Genomic DNA, 15,457 nt, shown 5'->3' with positions numbered 1-15,457 from the left:
GCTCAGTTCTGCTACAGCCATTTACGTCGACGGAAGATGTAGACCTGAATCGCCACCAGCACGACTAGCGATCCAACGACAATCCAGAATCCGTTTCCACTATGGGCCAAGGGCAGTCCGCCAACATTGATGCCGAGCAAGCCGGTTATGAAGCCAAGTGGCAGCATGATCGCAGCAATGACTGACAGCATGTACATGTTGCGGTTCATCTGATCAGACGCGCGATGCATCAGCTCTTCTTGAACAACCGCTGCGCGCTCCCGGGTGGCATCAAGGTCTTCCAGAATGCGCAAATTGTGGTCTGCGATCTCACGCAGGTGTGCCCGCTGGCGATCAGTAAACGGACCAATGCCGGATTGCAGTGAACCAAGGGCCTCGCGCTGTGGAGCCAGAAAGCGCCGAAGTGTGATGGCGCGGCGGCGCATTTGACCCAGTTCTCTTTCAAGTCCGCGGCCTGACGCAGTAGCATCTTCCAAAGCCGCCTCCTCAAGACTATCGACCGTTTCATCAATCAGGCTGACGGCATCATCGACACGCGCTGAAAGTCGGTCTGCAAGCAAATGGAAGAGCTCATTCACGTTTTTGGGTTTTGTCGCACCGGCTAGACGCTCACGCAGGGCATCAATGCTCTGAAGACGTCGGTGACGGGTGGTGATCAGCCGTCCTTTTTCAATCCAGCACCGGATTGAGATCATGTCTTCTGGTCTCTGACCTGGGTTGAGATTCACTCCGCGCAGGGTCACCAACACAGCCTCGTCAAAGGGAATGGCCCTTGGGCGTGAGTCCTCGGCGACCAATGCATCAGACGCAATGGGATTGATGCCGCACTGGTCCCGCAAATAGGTGACGGCCGAAGCCTGGGTGTAGTCAAGATGGACCCAAATCTCCCCGTCAGCGGGCGTCCAGCCAATAACCTCGCTCCAGCCAATTGGCCGGGCGCCACCTTTACCATCAATCAGGTAGGCACAAACGAGGCCGCCATCGTCTTGTTGCGGATCCATGTCAACCGCGTGATCTTCCGCTGCCATATCGCAGCCCTCCCCCAAAAAAGAGGCCTGTTTGATTCGCCTCTGGTTCGAGTTTGCAGCGGCGGGCAGGTGGGGCACAATGGCACTATGACAACTGCATTGATCACCCACAGCGATTGTGCGCTGCATCAACCACCCGCTCGGCACCCGGAAAGCCCGGCGCGCCTGCAAGCAGTCCTTGGTGGACTGGAAGGCAGAGAATTTGAGGCCCTGCAACGCCATCAGGCTGTTGCCGCCACCTCAGATCATCTTTTGCTCGTGCACCCGCAGTCCCATATTGATGCCATGAAAGGGAGCGTGCCTGAGGATGGCTACCATTTTGTGGACGAAGACACCGTGATGTCAGCGCGCAGCTTTGACGCTGCTCTTCTCTCCGCCGGTGCTGCCATTCAGGCAGTGGACATGGTGGTCAGCAAGAGCGTCAAAAACGCGTTCTGCGCGACACGCCCTCCCGGCCACCATGCGGAGCCAGACCGCGCCATGGGTTTTTGCTTCTTCTCAAATGCAGCAATTGCGTCGCGGCACGCGCAGGAGCAGCATGGCCTGTCCCGCGTCGCGGTGGTGGATTTTGATGTGCACCACGGCAATGGCACCGAGGCAGCCTTCCTGACCAATGGCTCTCTCATGTACGCCTCCACGCACCAGCACCCGCTTTATCCTGGCACCGGATCAGCGAGTACGACGGGTGTCGACAACAATATCGTAAATGCGCCCCTGCCGGCCCATGCCGCCGGATCAGACTTTCGCGATGCCTATGCCAACCGTATTTTTCCAGCCCTTGAGGCGTTTGACCCGGATCTGATGATCATTTCAGCAGGGTTTGACGGCCATCGGCGTGATCCCCTGGCGCAGATGGATCTGGAAGATGATGACTATGGGTGGGTGACCAGGGAGCTCTGCAACATTGCATCCAAGTGTTGCGGTGGGCGTGTCGTATCGCTACTGGAAGGGGGGTATGATCTAAACGCCCTCGCCAGCGCCTCGCGCGCACACGTGAAGGCACTTATGGCTGCATAGCTGAACGACACCCTGCTAGGAATCCCAGATGGCTGACAAAATTCCCGCTGATATCAAGAAGCTCTCCTTCGAAGCCGCGCTTCAGGAGCTTGAGACGATTGTCAGTGAGCTGGAAGCAGGTGACGTGGACCTCGAAAAATCGATCCAAGTCTATGAACGCGGTACTGCCCTCAAGGCCCATTGTGAGGCCAAGTTGCGTGAAGCCGAAATGAAGGTTGAGAAGATTACGCTGGGGTCATCTGGAGCTGTCAAAGGGTCCGCAGCGGCTAACCTTGATGTTGACTAGGCTCGCCAAGGCGATCCACACGAATTCATCAACTGTACCTCCACGATTGACTGCGGAGAATATCAGTGAGGCTTGATCTGCTTATGGTGGAGCGGGGGCTGGCCCCATCGCGCGCCCGCGCACAGGCCGAAATCAAGGCAGGGCGGGTGCTGGTGCGTGGGGTGACTGCTGCAAAACCCGCCCAGGAGTTTGAGGCCAACACTGAAATTACGCTGGAAGATCCCGCTATCCCATACGTCTCACGCGCGGGTTTGAAACTGGCACATGCGCTCGATCAGTTCGGCATTCCCTCTAAAGACAAAACTGTGCTTGATGTCGGTGCGTCCACAGGTGGGTTCACAGACGTTGTGCTCACGCGCGGTGCCGCTCAGGTTTTTGCGGTCGACGTGGGACGGGATCAGCTATCTCCCAAGTTTCGCTCGGATGACCGCGTCGTCTCGCTTGAAGGACAGGATGCACGCGCTCTGACACCCGATCAGATCCCTGTTCCCGTTGATCTGATCGTGTGCGACGTATCGTTCATATCGGCAACCAAAGTATTGCCCCATGCCTGCAGCTTCGCCGGTGATGCAGCACGTCTGGTCGTGTTGGTGAAGCCGCAGTTTGAAGTTGGGCGCGGGGCCATCGGCAAAGGTGGCATCGTGAAAGACAGTGCAGCGCGGGAAAAATCGATTGAGACCGTAAGTGCTGCCGTGGAAGCCATGAACGGCTGGACCGTGACAGGCTGCGTTGAAAGCCCGATTGCCGGGGGAAGCGGCAATGTCGAATTTCTACTGGGAGCACGCAAGGATGGCTGAAGCTGTAACGCGCGCCACAATTGCTGACCTCGCACACAAGGGTGATGCGGTCGCTGACATTGATGGCGACCAGGTTTACGTCGAAGGCGGTGTGCCGGGAGATGTCGTGAGCCTTGATATATCGGGCTCACGCGGTCGCATCGTGGCTGTGCACGAACCCTCTGCCCATCGCGTTACACCGCCATGCCCCAAGGCTGGTCAATGCGGCGGATGTTCCCTTCAACACATAGACTATGCCTATGTTGCTGACTGGAAGCGCAGCCAGGTCATTGCCGCGCTGGCCCATCGCGGCATCGAGACAGACGTGAAGCCTACCATCACATCGCCCGCCCGCTCGCGGCGGCGGGTAACCTTTGCCGCCCGGCGGGGTGGCGCAGGAGTGGTGATCGGGTTCCACGAAAAAGCATCGCAGCACATTGTTGACGTGTCCGAATGTGAAATCGCAGATCCCTCGCTCACCAAGGCACTGCCGGGCATTGCGGCGATGTTGGAAGACGGGCTGACACGCCGTGGTGAAGCCAAGGTTGCCGTCACGACGACACAGAACGGCCTGGACGTTGCTGTGGACATGCCGGGCAAGGCGCTGACAGGCCAACTTCTGTCCAAGCTCTCCAATGCAGGGCAGGCCGCCGGTCTTGCTCGCCTGTCGTGGAACAACGAGCAGGTGGCCGAATGGCGATCCCCGGTCATTTCGTTCGACGGGTTGGAGTGCGTGCCTCCTGCTGGGGGATTTTTGCAGGCAGTGGCGCATGCAGAAGACACACTGCGCCAACACATCATCGAGGCTGCGAAGGGTCGAAAACGCCTCAAGCGCGTGATTGACTTGTTCTCAGGGTGTGGTGCGTTTTCGCTGCCACTGGCGCGGCTGGCAAAAGTCGATGCTTTTGACAGCGATCCCGCGGCAATTGCCGCTCTGGACCAGGCGACCAGAAACCTCCAGGGCCTGAAGCCGCTGGTTGCTGAACGGCGAGATCTTTTTCGCCGCCCGGTTTTTGCTTTGGACCTCAAAAACTATGATCTGGCGGTTCTGGATCCCCCGCGAGCTGGCGGTCAGGCTCAGGCGGAGCAATTGGCAAAGTCCAAAGTACCGGCTGTCGTGTCCGTGTCATGCAATCCGGCCACCTTTGCGCGTGATGCGCGTATCTTGATCGATGGGGGCTACAAGATCGGGGCCGTAACGCCAGTTGATCAATTCCGGTGGTCCGCCCACATAGAGGTGGTCGCACTGTTCGAACGGGCCTAGATTTACCTGTATGAGCGAAACGCACTCCCGACCAAACACCAAACCAGCCCTGCGGCTTGCCTATGGCTTGAGCCAGGGCGTCCGTGTTGCTTGGTATCTGGGGCAGTCAGTTGTTACGCGCCGCATGGTCGGTCCGCTAAGCGATGAGTCCGGCAGGCCCCGTCGCTCATCATCCAAAGCACCTGACCGCAGGCAGCTTCTGAAAGCAGTCGCAGACCTGTTTGCGGCGGACTGGCGGAATGTGGAGCGAGGCGTTTACGCCGCTCCCCATGACATGGCGCCTCGTGTGCTGAAGGGCATCAGCAAGGCAAGGGCTTATCTGGCCGATGTTCCCAAGGTGGATGGTCGCCGTCGCGCAAAGGCCCATTCAGAAGTCTTGAATGAGGAGCGACGCAACCGCTTTCCGCGATACTACCTTCAAAACTTCCACTACCAGACCGGTGGCTGGCTGGATGATGCATCAGCAGACATCTACGACACCCAAGTCGAAGTCCTGTTCACCGGGACAGCGGATGCCATGCGGCGTCAAGCCTTGGTGCCGCTGGCACAAGCGCTGCAAGGGCGCGACCAGCGTGAAGTGAATGCTCTTGATGTTGCCTGCGGAACGGGGCGGTTTCTCACATTTGTGTGTGACAATTATCCCCGGTTGAATCTGACGGCTGTTGATCTGTCACCCAACTATCTGGCAAAGGCGCGCCGTACACTGAGCAAGTGGCGCAATGTGTCGTACCTCAATGCAAACGCTGAAAAACTGCCGGTTGCGGATGCGAGCCAGGATGTCGTGACTTGCATCTACCTTTTTCATGAGCTGCCCCCAAAAATCAGGCGGGTGGTGGGGTCAGAAATTGCCCGTGTGCTCAAGCCGGGCGGGCGATTGATTTTCACAGACGCCCTGCAAAAAGGTGACAAGGCCTCACTCGACATGCTGCTGGATTTCTTCCCATGGGCATTCCATGAGCCATATTTCGCGTCCTACACCAAGGAAGACTTTACCGGCCTGTTTGAAAAGACAGGGCTCGACCAGCTGAGCGAGACGCCTGCCTTCCTGTCCAAGGTCATGGTGTTTGAGAAACGCTAGCGCGCCCTATGCGCCTGGAAGATAGCGTCGCATGGCGGCCAGAATCTCTTCCGGAGTTGCTCTTAGCGATTCAAGACGGATCACGATCATGGAATTGGCGGCGCCGTCCTTACTGCGCTTGAGGGTCCAGGTTTTTGCCATCAGCACACGGATGGAATCCGGCTTGTCGTCCGACAGCAAAATCTCTTCTACGGGGGCCGCAAGCGTCAGTTCCAGATGCGCATTGCGGATGGTGCGGACTGATCGGTCATACATCCGTACGTCCCGAATGCCTGTCCATGGCAGCCAGCCTAGCCCATCGAGAAAGAAGCCTTTCGCCTCGACGCGCAGCTGCGCCTTTTCAGTGCGGATCATCGGATAGAAGTAGAAGGCCGCGCCTAGCATGGCTGCGGCGAGCGCAAACAAGGCAAGCGTGCCCGACATGACGCCGCCAAGCAGAAAAAACAGCCCGAAAAACGTGCCGCCATACACCATCATCTCACCGGCCTGGCGTTGATAGGTGGTGGCGAGAGCCGCTGCCTTGGGGGCGTTGTCCTCGAAAGGGTCAGTTCCGCTCATGGCCGTGGATCCTTGATTGATGGATTGAACGTGTCTTAGTCACCAAGCGGCAAGCCGTCATGGCGCCCGGTCTGAGCGCGATGCCGAAGTAACTGGTCTGCGAGCACGCACGCCATCATGGCTTCACCCACTGGTACGGCACGAATGCCGACACACGGATCATGCCGTCCTTTGGTTACGATGTCAGTTTCGTCGCCAGACAGGTCAACGGTATCGCGCGGCGTGAGGATGGATGACGTAGGCTTCACCGCGAAGCGGGCAACAATGTCCTGACCCGTGGAGATACCGCCTTGCACGCCACCGGCATGATTGGACTTGAAGATGGGTTCGCCATTCTTCATGCGCATCTGGTCAGCATTCTTTTCGCCGGTCAGTTTGGCGGCTTCCATGCCATCGCCAATCTCAACGCCTTTCACGGCATTGATGCTCATTAGGGCACCGGCGAGTTCGGCATCCACCTTGCCATAGATCGGCGCACCCAAGCCGGCAGGAATGCCCGACGCCTGAACTTCGATCACAGCCCCGCATGATGACCCCGCCTTGCGAATGCCATCGAGATAGTCCGCCCATTTGTCTGCTGTTTCAGCGTGCGGGCACCAGAATGGATTGTCATTGATGATGTCCCAGTCCCATTTGGTGCGGGATTTGGGCACCTTGTGGGGACCCATCTGGACAAGGGCACCGCGAATGGTGACGTCACCAAGGACACTTTCAAGAACCTTGCGTGCAATGGCGCCAGCTGCGACGCGGGCAGCCGTTTCACGCGCAGACTGCCGCCCGCCACCGCGATAATCGCGAATGCCGTATTTGGCATAATAGGCGTAGTCCGCATGACCGGGTCTGAACTTGTCCTTGATGTCTCCATAGTCTTTGGAGCGCTGATCGACGTTCTCGATCATCAAGCTGATTGGCGTGCCTGTTGTCACCTGCACGCCGTCGGCATTTGGAAAAACGCCTGAAAGAATGCGGACCTGATCCGGCTCGCGCCTTTGGGTGGTGTATTTGTTCTGCCCCGGCTTACGCTTTTCCATCCACACCTGGATGTCTTCTTCCGTAAGCGGAATACCCGATGGGCATCCATCAACAACACAGCCAAGCGCCGGCCCGTGGGATTCGCCCCAGGTCGTTACGCGAAACAGATGTCCAAATGTGTTGTGGCTCATGGGTACTTCGTCTGAACAGGCAGCCTGCGCATGCGCGTCAGGTTACGTCGATGTCCGGGGCGTCCTCTGCCTTCATCCCGACGACATGGTAGCCGCCATCCACATGATGCACTTCGCCGGTTACAGCGCGGCCCATGTCGGACAGAAGATACAGAGCTGACTGACCAACTTCATCAATCGTCACAGTCCGGCGCAATGGTGCGTTGTACTCGTTCCACTTGAGAATATAGCGGAAGTCGCCAATGCCGCTGGCAGCAAGGGTCTTGATCGGTCCAGCGGAAAGCGCGTTGACCCGGATGGCCTTCTTGCCGAGATCTTCGGCCATATAGCGAACACTCGCTTCAAGTGCTGCCTTGGCAACGCCCATCACGTTGTAATGCGGCATGACTTTTTCAGCGCCGTAATAGGTGAGGGTCACCATCGAGCCGCCATCGGTCATCAGCTTTTCCGCACGTTGCGCAATCGCCGTGAAGGAGTAGCAGGAGATATTCATGCTCATCAGGAAGTTGTCGAGGCTGGTATCAACATACCGGCCCTTGAGCTCTTCCTTGTCTGCAAAGGCAATGGCGTGAACCACAAAGTCCAGTTTGCCCCATTCCTTCTCGATGGTCTCAAAGACAGAGTCCATGGATGCCGCATCGGTCACATCGCACGGCAGAACAAGATTGGCACCAACACCTTCTGCCAGCGGGGCTACCCGCTTCTTCAGGGCATCACCCTGATAGGTGAAAGCCAGCTCGGCGCCTGCATCTGCTGCAGCCTTGGCGATGCCCCATGCGATGGAGCGATCATTGGCGACCCCCATAATCAGGCCGCGTTTTCCCGCCATCAGCCCCGTCCCGCTCATCTAGACCTCGTCTTTTTTGCTCTTGTGGGCTTTCCCGCAAAATCGCGGAAACGCGCCATTTGTATAAATTGAACCAATGCCATAGCCGATCCGGCAAGGGCTGACCAGCACAAGCAAATCACGGAATGTAAGCAAATATGGCGAGGGTGGGGCCTGAAGCCGCTGTGAGCCCTAGTTCAGGCCAAAAGCAGCGCGTGGATCATGGGATTTTGCCCCCGGCCACCGCCGTACAAAGTCAGCCAAATCAGCATCCGGCGTATCAGGAAGCATGACGATCAGCTCAATCAGCTGGTGTCCATGCACGCCATCAGGATTCGCCAGTCCTTTGCCCGCCAAACGCAGAACTGTGCCTGAATTCGACCCGGCAGGAATGGTCACCCAGACACGGCCTGAGACTGTCGGAACCTGCACTTTCGCCCCATCCACCGCCTCCGCGATGGAAATTGGCAGAGCGAGGCGGATATCGTAGCCCTCACGGCTGAAATAGGGATGGGGCTCAATATCGACCGTTATCAGCGCGTCGCCGGCGCTGCCGCCAGCGGACCCTTCAATACCAAGGCCGCGAAGCCGGACCTGTTTGCCATCTTCAATGCCCGGGGGCAGTGATACGTCCACTGTACGGTCATTCGGCAAGGTAACTCGGTGGCTTCCCCCCTTGGCAGCATCCAGAAACGGCAAGTGCAGCGAGCACGCGAGATCATCGCCGCGTCGCTTGAAAGGCTTGATGCCAGCTTGTCGCAAATTCTCGAAAAACTCTGCGGCCCGTCCTGGCGTTTTCCGGTCATCACCAGACTGAGTTTCATCAGCATCCTGCTTACCGGAAGCTTGCTGATGCGAGCGCGAGAAAGTGTCTGGTTTTGACTGAGGTCTGCCAGATTCGGACCCGTCGGTTTCCGGCTCCGGACGTGGCTGCTCATAGGCACGTGTGGCCTCAGCCGCACTCGCGACGATCCGTTCCTCACTTGCTTCAAGCGCTCTGATGGCGCGATAGGCGTCGGTAATTTCCTGAAAGCGCGAATGGGTGCGCGTGTCTCTGCCAGCTGTATCTGGGTGATACTGCTTCGCCAGCCGACGATAGGCTCGTTTGACGGTGTCGGCGTCAGCGCCTTTGGCAACACCTAAAACCTGATGCGGGTCGCGCATATGACTTGTTCGCCTGGAAATGATCGAAAATTCAGAGACCACTTTGCCGCAGCGGGCCATACCATAGGGTTAATGCACGAAAATCCGGCTAATTGTTCGAGGTCAGCTGCGAGATAAGTGCCTTGAACTGAGCCGCTTCGCGTTCAGCCTCTGCGCGCCGGCGTGGCCCTAGTTCCCGGTTCAGGTCGCTGGCGGCTTTTTCTGATTTGGCGTGGCCGGTTTCGGCCGCAACTGTCCACCACGCAAGCGCGGCCACAGGGTCTCTGGGTTCACCCTCGCCACGATTGCGCATGCGCCCAAGCCGATACTGAGCTTCGCTGTTTCCCCTGTAAGCCAGAGCTTCAAACCGCAATTGCGCATCTTGATATCTGCGTGCGGAGTATGCCGATAGGGCTTCTTCCAGTTTAAGGGGCACCACATCTTCCGCGGTTTGCGTCGAGGCTTCCGGCTCTGTCGTTTCCAATGGGGCTTTAGGTGCTGGCGTCGTGACCGGTGTTGGCTGTTTTCCGATAGGCAGTTCAGCACCTTCCACATCTGGGTTCGGCGTTGATGTGTTGACTGGATCCGGTTCATCACGCGCTTCTGCCGTTGCAGGCGCATCGTTGTCAGAAGATGGAGCATCAGCGATTTCGCGAGCCGTTTCCGTGTTGTTGCTGGGGCCGGGCAAAATCATGACCAGCTCAGCAAGGCGATCCAGAGACGGTTGGTGGCCTGATCTGGAAGCCAGTGCGTACCACCCCAAGGCACGGCCGGGGTTAGGTTCAACACCCGTGCCTGTTTCATACAATCTTGCCAGATGGAACTGGGCAATCGGGTGCCCGCCGCGCGCGGCGCGATCCAGCCAGTAGGCAGCCTCTTCCGGCTTCGGCTCGCCGCCTTCCCCTTCCAGCAACATGACGGCAAGGTTGGTTTGTGCAGTCACGAACCCAAATTCTGCTGATTGCTCATAGAATTTGCGGGCTCGGGGAAGGTCCTGCGCCACGCCAAGCCCGCGCCGTAGCAGGTGAGCCACATTGCGCTGAGCAGCTAGGTCACCGTTCTGAGCGAGAGGTAGCCACAGTTCAAAGGCGCGACCATATTTCTTCGCATCGTAAGCGCTCACCCCCTGACGAAACTGCTTTGCCAGAACCTCATTGGCCGCAGTGGACGTGTCGTTGGTAGAGCTGCCATTGCTCGAAGCAGGCGCAGTATCCGTGGTGACGGCCACGGTGGGTGATGCCTCCGGAGTTCCATCGGCACCCTCAATGTTCTGCGCGAAACTCCCGGCAGGTGCGGCAAATGTCGAGGAAACTATTGCAAAAACCAGCAGAAAGGATTGTGGACGGGACATAAGCACTGGAATTCGAATCCTCGTATTGCCATCGAACAAAGACCGCCGAATGCGTAGCTGCCATGCAGGACATAGTGAACGCCACAGCCTATATGCGATGATAGAATACTCTCTGTCCAAATTAGGACACTGATGTACCAGCCAAATAATTCTGGGTCGATCACATGACGGACGCAACACTCGACGACACACCGGACGTTTTCACGTCGCAGGATCCATTAGTTCTTTTCGAGGAGTGGTTGGAGGCTGCTGGAAAGAGTGAACGAAATGATCCCAATGCCATGGCCCTGGCAACCGTCGACGAAGATGGGTTGCCTGACGTCAGAATGGTGCTGCTGAAGGGAGCGGATCGTGGTGGCTTCGTTTTCTACACCAACCTTGAAAGCGCAAAAGGCCGTGAACTTTTGGCAAGTGGCAAGGCAGCAGTGTGTTTCCACTGGAAAAGCATGCGTCGACAAATTCGTGTGCGCGGCCCCATTGCTCAGGTCAGTGATCAGGAGGCGGATACGTATTTTCAGTCCCGCGCGCGCGATAGCCGCATAGGGGCATGGGCGTCTCAGCAGTCCCGTCCACTTGAAGGCCGCTTTGAACTTGAAAAAGAAGTCGCCCGTTACACGGCCAAGCACGCTATCGGCGAGGTACCTCGTCCACCGTACTGGTCTGGCTTCCGCATCATGCCGCAGCAGATCGAGTTCTGGCGTGATCGGCCGTTTCGCCTGCATGACCGATTGGTGTTTCACCGCCAGGGAGATGTAACGGGGAATGGCTGGGATTGGACGACCGAGCGTCTGTATCCCTAGATCGCCCGGGATCGCCCCGCCAGATGCAAATGCATCTCAAAAAAATGATTTGAAATCAAAGGCTTAAGCCTCGCATCTGCCTGTGATAGAACCCGCCCATGAAATCCACCGAAGCACCAGCATCCTATCGCCGTCATGTAACGCCGGAGCGAGCTGCCACGCTTATGAAGCGTGCGACCTACGCATCCGTTGCTGTTGCGCTGGTGCTGATCTCCATGAAGGCTTGGGCGGTTTGGGCAACAGGCTCCATGGCACTGCTCGCGACCTTCCTTGATTCCTTGCTTGATGGCGCTGCGTCTCTCGTGAACCTCATTGCGGTTCGCGTAGCCCTGACACCGGCCGACCGTCAGCATCGTTTTGGCCATGGCAAAGCCGAGGCGTTGGCCGGTCTTGGACAGGCTGCGCTTATCGGTGCGTCTGCTCTGTTCCTGGCGGTGGAGAGCATTGGCCGTCTGCTTGACCCGGCACCGGTCACTGAATCGGCATTGGGAATAGCCATCATTGTTGTTTCATTGGGCTTTACGTTGGCGCTTGTGACCTATCAGCGTTACGTCCAGCGGCTTACAGGCTCGCTAGCTATTGCCGCGGACAGTTTGCACTACGCTAGCGACGTTGTGCTGAACCTGGGTGTCATCGCCGCCTTGATCATCGCTGGATTGTTCAACGTACCTTGGGCCGACCCGGTTATTGCATTGGCGCTTGCCGTCTGGATCGGCCGAGCCGCGTGGGAAATTGTCTCCCGTTCCACAAGTGAGTTGATGGACAAGGAATTGCCGCACGAGGATCGGCTGCGCATCGAAGAAATCGCGCTGTCCCATCCGCAGGTGCACACCATCCATGATTTGCGAACCAGAACTGCCGGACGCACAGTTTTCATCCAGTTTCATCTGGAAATTCCAGGCGACATGCCTCTGCGGCAGGCCCATGACATTGCGGACACGGTCGAACTCGCCATTGCGACAGAGTTCCCTGATGCTGAAATCCTGATCCACCAGGATCCTGCCGGACATGAAGATGTGCCCGAAGCTATGCAGCCTGAAAGTCCCATGGCGCCGACGCCCGCAAACGCTTAGGCTGCAGCCATGGAACCGGACACCCGTAAACGCACGCTCATTCTCACAGGCGCCAGCCGTGGCATCGGCCACGCAACGGTCATGCGGTTTTCGCAGGCTGGCTGGCGGGTGATCACATGCTCACGTCATGCGTTCCCTGAGAATTGCCCATGGGAGGCTGGCCCCGAGGATCATATCCAGGTTGACCTGTCAGACCCCGCCGATACCGAACGTGCTGTCGCTGAGATGCGCACCCGTCTCGAAGATCAGGGCAGCCGACTTGATGCACTGGTGAACAATGCCGGCATCAGCCCCAAAGGCCCCGATGGTGGTCGACTGGGCACGATGAACACCGACCTGTCCGACTGGTTGCACGTCTTCCATGTCAATCTCTTCGCGCCAGTCAGTCTGGCGCGGGGCCTTGTTGAAGAACTCAAGGCAGCGTCCGGGGCGGTGGTGAATGTCACATCAATTGCCGGCAGCCGTGTGCATCCGTTTGCCGGGTCCGCCTACGCGACATCAAAAGCTGCTCTGTCGTCACTCACGCGCGAAATGGCAGCGGACTTTGGCCCGCTTGGCGTGCGCGTCAATGCGATTGCTCCCGGCGAAATCGATACCTCTATCTTGTCGCCCGGCACCGACAAGTTGGTCGAAGAACTTCCGCTGCGTCGGCTGGGTCAGCCATCAGAAGTGGCTGAGACGATCTTTTATCTGTGCTCGGAGCAATCCAGTTACGTCACCGGCGCAGAAATTCACATCAATGGCGGACAACACGTCTGACCATCATGCGGATCGCAGGCCTTCCTTGGTGACCCAGTGTTCAGTGGCATCAATCGCGCGCTCGAGCCGGTCAAACACCTCATTGATCTCGTCTTCCTTGATGATGAGGGGCGGGCATAGAGCCACGATGTCACCACCAAGTGCGCGGGTGATGAGGCCTTCTGATTCAGCAAATGCCTGGCACGCAGCACCGACCTTCAAGGAAGCATCGAAAGCGCGCTTTGTACTCTTGTCTGCAACAATCTCGACGGCGCCGATAAGACCTTTCGCACGCGCATCACCAACAAGCGGATGATCCGCCAGCTTTGCAAATCGCCCTTCAAAGACAGGAGCAACCCTTTGCACGTGGCCGACAATGTTGCGTTTCTTGTAGATCTCCAGCGTCTTGATGGCGACGGCAGCGCATACGGGGTGAGCTGTGTAGGTGAAGCCGTGGCCAAACACGCCGATCTTCCGGCTTTCATCCAGCATCGCCTGGTACATATCCTCGCCAACCGTAATTGCGCCAATTGGCAGATAGGCAGATGAGAGAGCCTTCGCGACAGAGATCGTGTCAGGCTTCATGTCGAAGGTCTGCGACCCGAACATTTCACCGGTACGCCCGAACCCGCAGATGACTTCATCTGCAATCAGATACACATCGTACTTGTTGAGCACCTTCTGAATTTTGGGGAAGTAGCCTTCCGCTGGCAGGAGCACACCACCTGCGCCCTGAATCGGTTCCGCGATGAAGGCGGCAACAGTGTCGGGACCTTCACGCTGAATATACTCATCCAGCTCGACGGCCAGGCGATCTGTAAACTGGTCATCTGTTTCGCCAGGCTCCGCCTCTCGATAAGCGAACGGGCAATTAACGTGATGGATGCGGTCAATAGGCAGGTCAAAATCCATCTGGTTCGCAGGCAGGCCTGTAAGGCTGGCGGTCGCGACGGTTACCCCGTGATAGGCCCGTTTGCGCGAAATGATTTTCTTCTTGGCCGTGCGTCCCAGCGCATTGTTGTAGTACCAGACCAGCTTGATCTGTTGATCATTGGCTTCCGAGCCGGACCCGCAGAACAGGACTTTAGAGGCATCATGCGGCGCTATTTCCTTGAGCATCTCCGCAAGCTCAATCGCGCGCTCATGGCTCTTGCCGGCAAAGGTATGCGTGAAGGGCAGAGTGCTGAACTGCTCCATGGCAGCATCAACCAACTCCTGTTCATTGTAGCCAAGGGACGTGCACCACAGACCAGACAAGCCCTCGATGTACTGCTTGCCGTTGGTATCCCACACATGGATGCCCTCACCACGCTCCATGACGACAGGCCCTGTCTGTCGAAAGGCATCCAGGTTGGTATAGGGGTGGATAAGAGTTTCAATGTCGCGCATCTGCGCGTTGGTAAGGTCCATGTCCCGTTCCTCATCTCATGTGTGAGAGTCGGACATAGTTAGCAACGCTGCACCGCGACAAGTCAAAAGCTTGTCTGTGGTAATCTCGATCCCATATGTGACCAAAGGTCATGCAAGCAGGAGAGCTGTCCATGTCGCGTTTCAAAGGGCTGACCGCCGTCATCACCGGGGGCGCAGATGGTATCGGTGCGGCCTTCGCGCTGGAGCTTGGTCGGGCAGGCGTCAATGTTGCCGTGCTTGATGTTCTGGAGGAGAAGGCCCAGGCAACGGCTGATGCCGTTCAGGGTCTAGGCGTCAAATCGTTGGCTGTGGCAGCTGACGTGACGGACCGCAAAAGCCTCTCCGATGCTGCTCAAAAGATTGAGGATGATCTTGGGGCTGTCGCACTCCTTATCATCAATGCTGGCGTGGGCATTGGCGGCGGCTATGTTGGCGCGTCCGAACGTGCGGTCGACTGGCTGCTAAATGTGAATGTGCTCGGACCAATCAACACCGCCCGCGCATTTGCGCCTGCCATGATTGAAACCGAGGGTCCGCGCCATGTAGCCTTCACTGCGTCGTCAGCATGCCTTGCCCCACTGGATGAAGGCCTTGCCGCCTATGGTGGCAGCAAGAAGGCCATGGCCGGTCTTGCCGAGGGAGTGCGGGCAGAACTGGAGCCCAAGGGCATTGGCGTGACAACGATCTATCCAGGACTTGTGAACACGCGGATATGGGATGCGGCACGCTCGCGCCCTGAGCGCTTCGGTGGTGCCCGCCATCAGCCCGAAGAAGCGGGGGCTTACTGGCGGGATGAAGGAATGACCGTCGAGCATGTGGCAGCTCGTGCAATTGCCTCCATTGAGGCCAACGAGCCTCATTGCGTGGTGCCAGACGCGAGCACACGCGGAAAGTTTGATGAGACAGTTTCAGCCTTGTGGGCAGGATTTCCCGCGGACGCCTAGAT

The 15,457-nt window shown here is 57.7% G+C and carries 16 protein-coding genes; 9 read left to right on the top strand and 7 right to left on the bottom strand.

All coding sequences use genetic code 11. The features are described from left to right. Positions 1-11 precede the first annotated feature (11 nt). Positions 12-1,028: a zinc transporter ZntB gene (locus ABXH05_RS15440; protein WP_348139267.1), complete on the bottom strand. Its 1,017-nt coding sequence runs from the start codon at positions 1,026-1,028 to the stop codon at positions 12-14. Between the two features lie 87 nt (positions 1,029-1,115). On the opposite strand from ABXH05_RS15440, the gene ABXH05_RS15435 reads away from it, so the two are divergent. From ABXH05_RS15435 to ABXH05_RS15415, 5 genes are all read left to right on the top strand, one after another. Beyond that, entirely contained in the window at positions 1,116-2,045 is a 930-nt protein-coding gene (locus tag ABXH05_RS15435) for a histone deacetylase family protein (RefSeq protein ID WP_353562070.1), read from the top strand. A gap of 28 nt (positions 2,046-2,073) precedes the next feature. Beyond that, positions 2,074-2,331, top strand: a complete 258-nt coding sequence (locus ABXH05_RS15430; protein WP_348139271.1) for an exodeoxyribonuclease VII small subunit — start codon at positions 2,074-2,076, stop codon at positions 2,329-2,331. A 65-nt stretch (positions 2,332-2,396) separates the two neighbouring features. Beyond that, positions 2,397-3,128, top strand: a complete 732-nt coding sequence (locus ABXH05_RS15425; RefSeq protein ID WP_353562068.1) for a TlyA family RNA methyltransferase — start codon at positions 2,397-2,399, stop codon at positions 3,126-3,128. Then, on the top strand, positions 3,121-4,371 hold the full coding sequence (locus ABXH05_RS15420; RefSeq protein WP_353562066.1) for a class I SAM-dependent RNA methyltransferase: 1,251 nt from the start codon (positions 3,121-3,123) through the stop codon (positions 4,369-4,371). Before ABXH05_RS15425 ends, ABXH05_RS15420 begins: the two co-directional genes overlap by 8 nt. 10 nt (positions 4,372-4,381) lie before the next feature. Continuing rightward, positions 4,382-5,449, top strand: coding sequence for a class I SAM-dependent methyltransferase (locus ABXH05_RS15415; protein ID WP_353562064.1), 1,068 nt, complete (start codon positions 4,382-4,384; stop codon positions 5,447-5,449). Positions 5,450-5,455: 6 nt separating this feature from the next. Here ABXH05_RS15415 and ABXH05_RS15410 read toward each other — a convergent pair whose 3' ends face one another. The 5 genes from ABXH05_RS15410 to ABXH05_RS15390 form a co-directional block, all read right to left on the bottom strand. Beyond that, positions 5,456-6,007: a hypothetical protein gene (locus ABXH05_RS15410; protein ID WP_353562062.1), complete on the bottom strand. Its 552-nt coding sequence runs from the start codon at positions 6,005-6,007 to the stop codon at positions 5,456-5,458. 35 nt (positions 6,008-6,042) lie between these two features. Then, complete coding sequence (gene aroC / locus ABXH05_RS15405; protein WP_353562061.1) at positions 6,043-7,170, bottom strand: chorismate synthase; 1,128 nt, start codon at positions 7,168-7,170, stop codon at positions 6,043-6,045. Positions 7,171-7,207: 37 nt separating this feature from the next. After that, positions 7,208-8,017, bottom strand: coding sequence for an enoyl-ACP reductase FabI (gene fabI / locus ABXH05_RS15400; RefSeq protein ID WP_353562059.1), 810 nt, complete (start codon positions 8,015-8,017; stop codon positions 7,208-7,210). A gap of 171 nt (positions 8,018-8,188) precedes the next feature. Beyond that, on the bottom strand, positions 8,189-9,160 hold the full coding sequence (locus ABXH05_RS15395) for a DnaJ C-terminal domain-containing protein (protein WP_353562057.1): 972 nt from the start codon (positions 9,158-9,160) through the stop codon (positions 8,189-8,191). A gap of 88 nt (positions 9,161-9,248) precedes the next feature. Then, positions 9,249-10,490, bottom strand: coding sequence for an SEL1-like repeat protein (locus ABXH05_RS15390; RefSeq protein ID WP_353562435.1), 1,242 nt, complete (start codon positions 10,488-10,490; stop codon positions 9,249-9,251). Positions 10,491-10,654: 164 nt separating this feature from the next. Between ABXH05_RS15390 and pdxH the strand changes: the two genes are divergently transcribed. The 3 genes from pdxH to ABXH05_RS15375 all read left to right on the top strand — a co-directional run bounded on the left by pdxH (position 10,655) and on the right by ABXH05_RS15375 (position 13,122). Further along, positions 10,655-11,290 carry a pyridoxamine 5'-phosphate oxidase gene (gene pdxH / locus ABXH05_RS15385; protein WP_353562055.1) on the top strand — a complete coding sequence of 212 codons (636 nt, stop codon included), beginning with the start codon at positions 10,655-10,657 and terminating at the stop codon, positions 11,288-11,290. Positions 11,291-11,388: 98 nt separating this feature from the next. After that, positions 11,389-12,363 carry a cation diffusion facilitator family transporter gene (locus tag ABXH05_RS15380; protein ID WP_353562053.1) on the top strand — a complete coding sequence of 325 codons (975 nt, stop codon included), beginning with the start codon at positions 11,389-11,391 and terminating at the stop codon, positions 12,361-12,363. Positions 12,364-12,372: 9 nt separating this feature from the next. Next, positions 12,373-13,122, top strand: coding sequence for an SDR family NAD(P)-dependent oxidoreductase (locus ABXH05_RS15375; protein WP_353562051.1), 750 nt, complete (start codon positions 12,373-12,375; stop codon positions 13,120-13,122). A 3-nt stretch (positions 13,123-13,125) separates the two neighbouring features. Here ABXH05_RS15375 and ABXH05_RS15370 read toward each other — a convergent pair whose 3' ends face one another. Further along, positions 13,126-14,511, bottom strand: a complete 1,386-nt coding sequence (locus tag ABXH05_RS15370; protein WP_353562049.1) for an aminotransferase — start codon at positions 14,509-14,511, stop codon at positions 13,126-13,128. A 131-nt stretch (positions 14,512-14,642) separates the two neighbouring features. Between ABXH05_RS15370 and ABXH05_RS15365 the strand changes: the two genes are divergently transcribed. Beyond that, positions 14,643-15,455: an SDR family NAD(P)-dependent oxidoreductase gene (locus tag ABXH05_RS15365; protein ID WP_353562047.1), complete on the top strand. Its 813-nt coding sequence runs from the start codon at positions 14,643-14,645 to the stop codon at positions 15,453-15,455. The last annotated feature ends 2 nt before the right edge of the window (positions 15,456-15,457 follow it).

It is taken from the genome of Pyruvatibacter sp. HU-CL02332 (assembly GCF_040362765.1).
Lineage (GTDB): Bacteria > Pseudomonadota > Alphaproteobacteria > CGMCC-115125 > CGMCC-115125 > Pyruvatibacter.
Note: the sequence above shows the minus strand (reverse complement) of the source record. Positions and strands in the feature narration are given on the sequence as shown.

Bases quoted from the DNA above. Each gene is read 5' to 3' on its own strand.
- ABXH05_RS15440 (WP_348139267.1), bottom strand. From the start codon at position 1,028: ATGGCAGCGGAAGATCACGCGGTTGACATGGATCCGCAACAAGACGAT.
- ABXH05_RS15435 (WP_353562070.1), top strand. From the start codon at position 1,116: ATGACAACTGCATTGATCACCCACAGCGATTGTGCGCTGCATCAACCA.
- ABXH05_RS15430 (WP_348139271.1), top strand. From the start codon at position 2,074: ATGGCTGACAAAATTCCCGCTGATATCAAGAAGCTCTCCTTCGAAGCC.
- ABXH05_RS15420 (WP_353562066.1), top strand. From the start codon at position 3,121: ATGGCTGAAGCTGTAACGCGCGCCACAATTGCTGACCTCGCACACAAG.
- ABXH05_RS15415 (WP_353562064.1), top strand. From the start codon at position 4,382: ATGAGCGAAACGCACTCCCGACCAAACACCAAACCAGCCCTGCGGCTT.
- ABXH05_RS15410 (WP_353562062.1), bottom strand. From the start codon at position 6,007: ATGAGCGGAACTGACCCTTTCGAGGACAACGCCCCCAAGGCAGCGGCT.
- aroC (WP_353562061.1), bottom strand. From the start codon at position 7,170: ATGAGCCACAACACATTTGGACATCTGTTTCGCGTAACGACCTGGGGC.
- fabI (WP_353562059.1), bottom strand. From the start codon at position 8,017: ATGAGCGGGACGGGGCTGATGGCGGGAAAACGCGGCCTGATTATGGGG.
- ABXH05_RS15395 (WP_353562057.1), bottom strand. From the start codon at position 9,160: ATGCGCGACCCGCATCAGGTTTTAGGTGTTGCCAAAGGCGCTGACGCC.
- ABXH05_RS15390 (WP_353562435.1), bottom strand. From the start codon at position 10,490: ATGTCCCGTCCACAATCCTTTCTGCTGGTTTTTGCAATAGTTTCCTCG.
- pdxH (WP_353562055.1), top strand. From the start codon at position 10,655: ATGACGGACGCAACACTCGACGACACACCGGACGTTTTCACGTCGCAG.
- ABXH05_RS15380 (WP_353562053.1), top strand. From the start codon at position 11,389: ATGAAATCCACCGAAGCACCAGCATCCTATCGCCGTCATGTAACGCCG.
- ABXH05_RS15375 (WP_353562051.1), top strand. From the start codon at position 12,373: ATGGAACCGGACACCCGTAAACGCACGCTCATTCTCACAGGCGCCAGC.
- ABXH05_RS15370 (WP_353562049.1), bottom strand. From the start codon at position 14,511: ATGGACCTTACCAACGCGCAGATGCGCGACATTGAAACTCTTATCCAC.
- ABXH05_RS15365 (WP_353562047.1), top strand. From the start codon at position 14,643: ATGTCGCGTTTCAAAGGGCTGACCGCCGTCATCACCGGGGGCGCAGAT.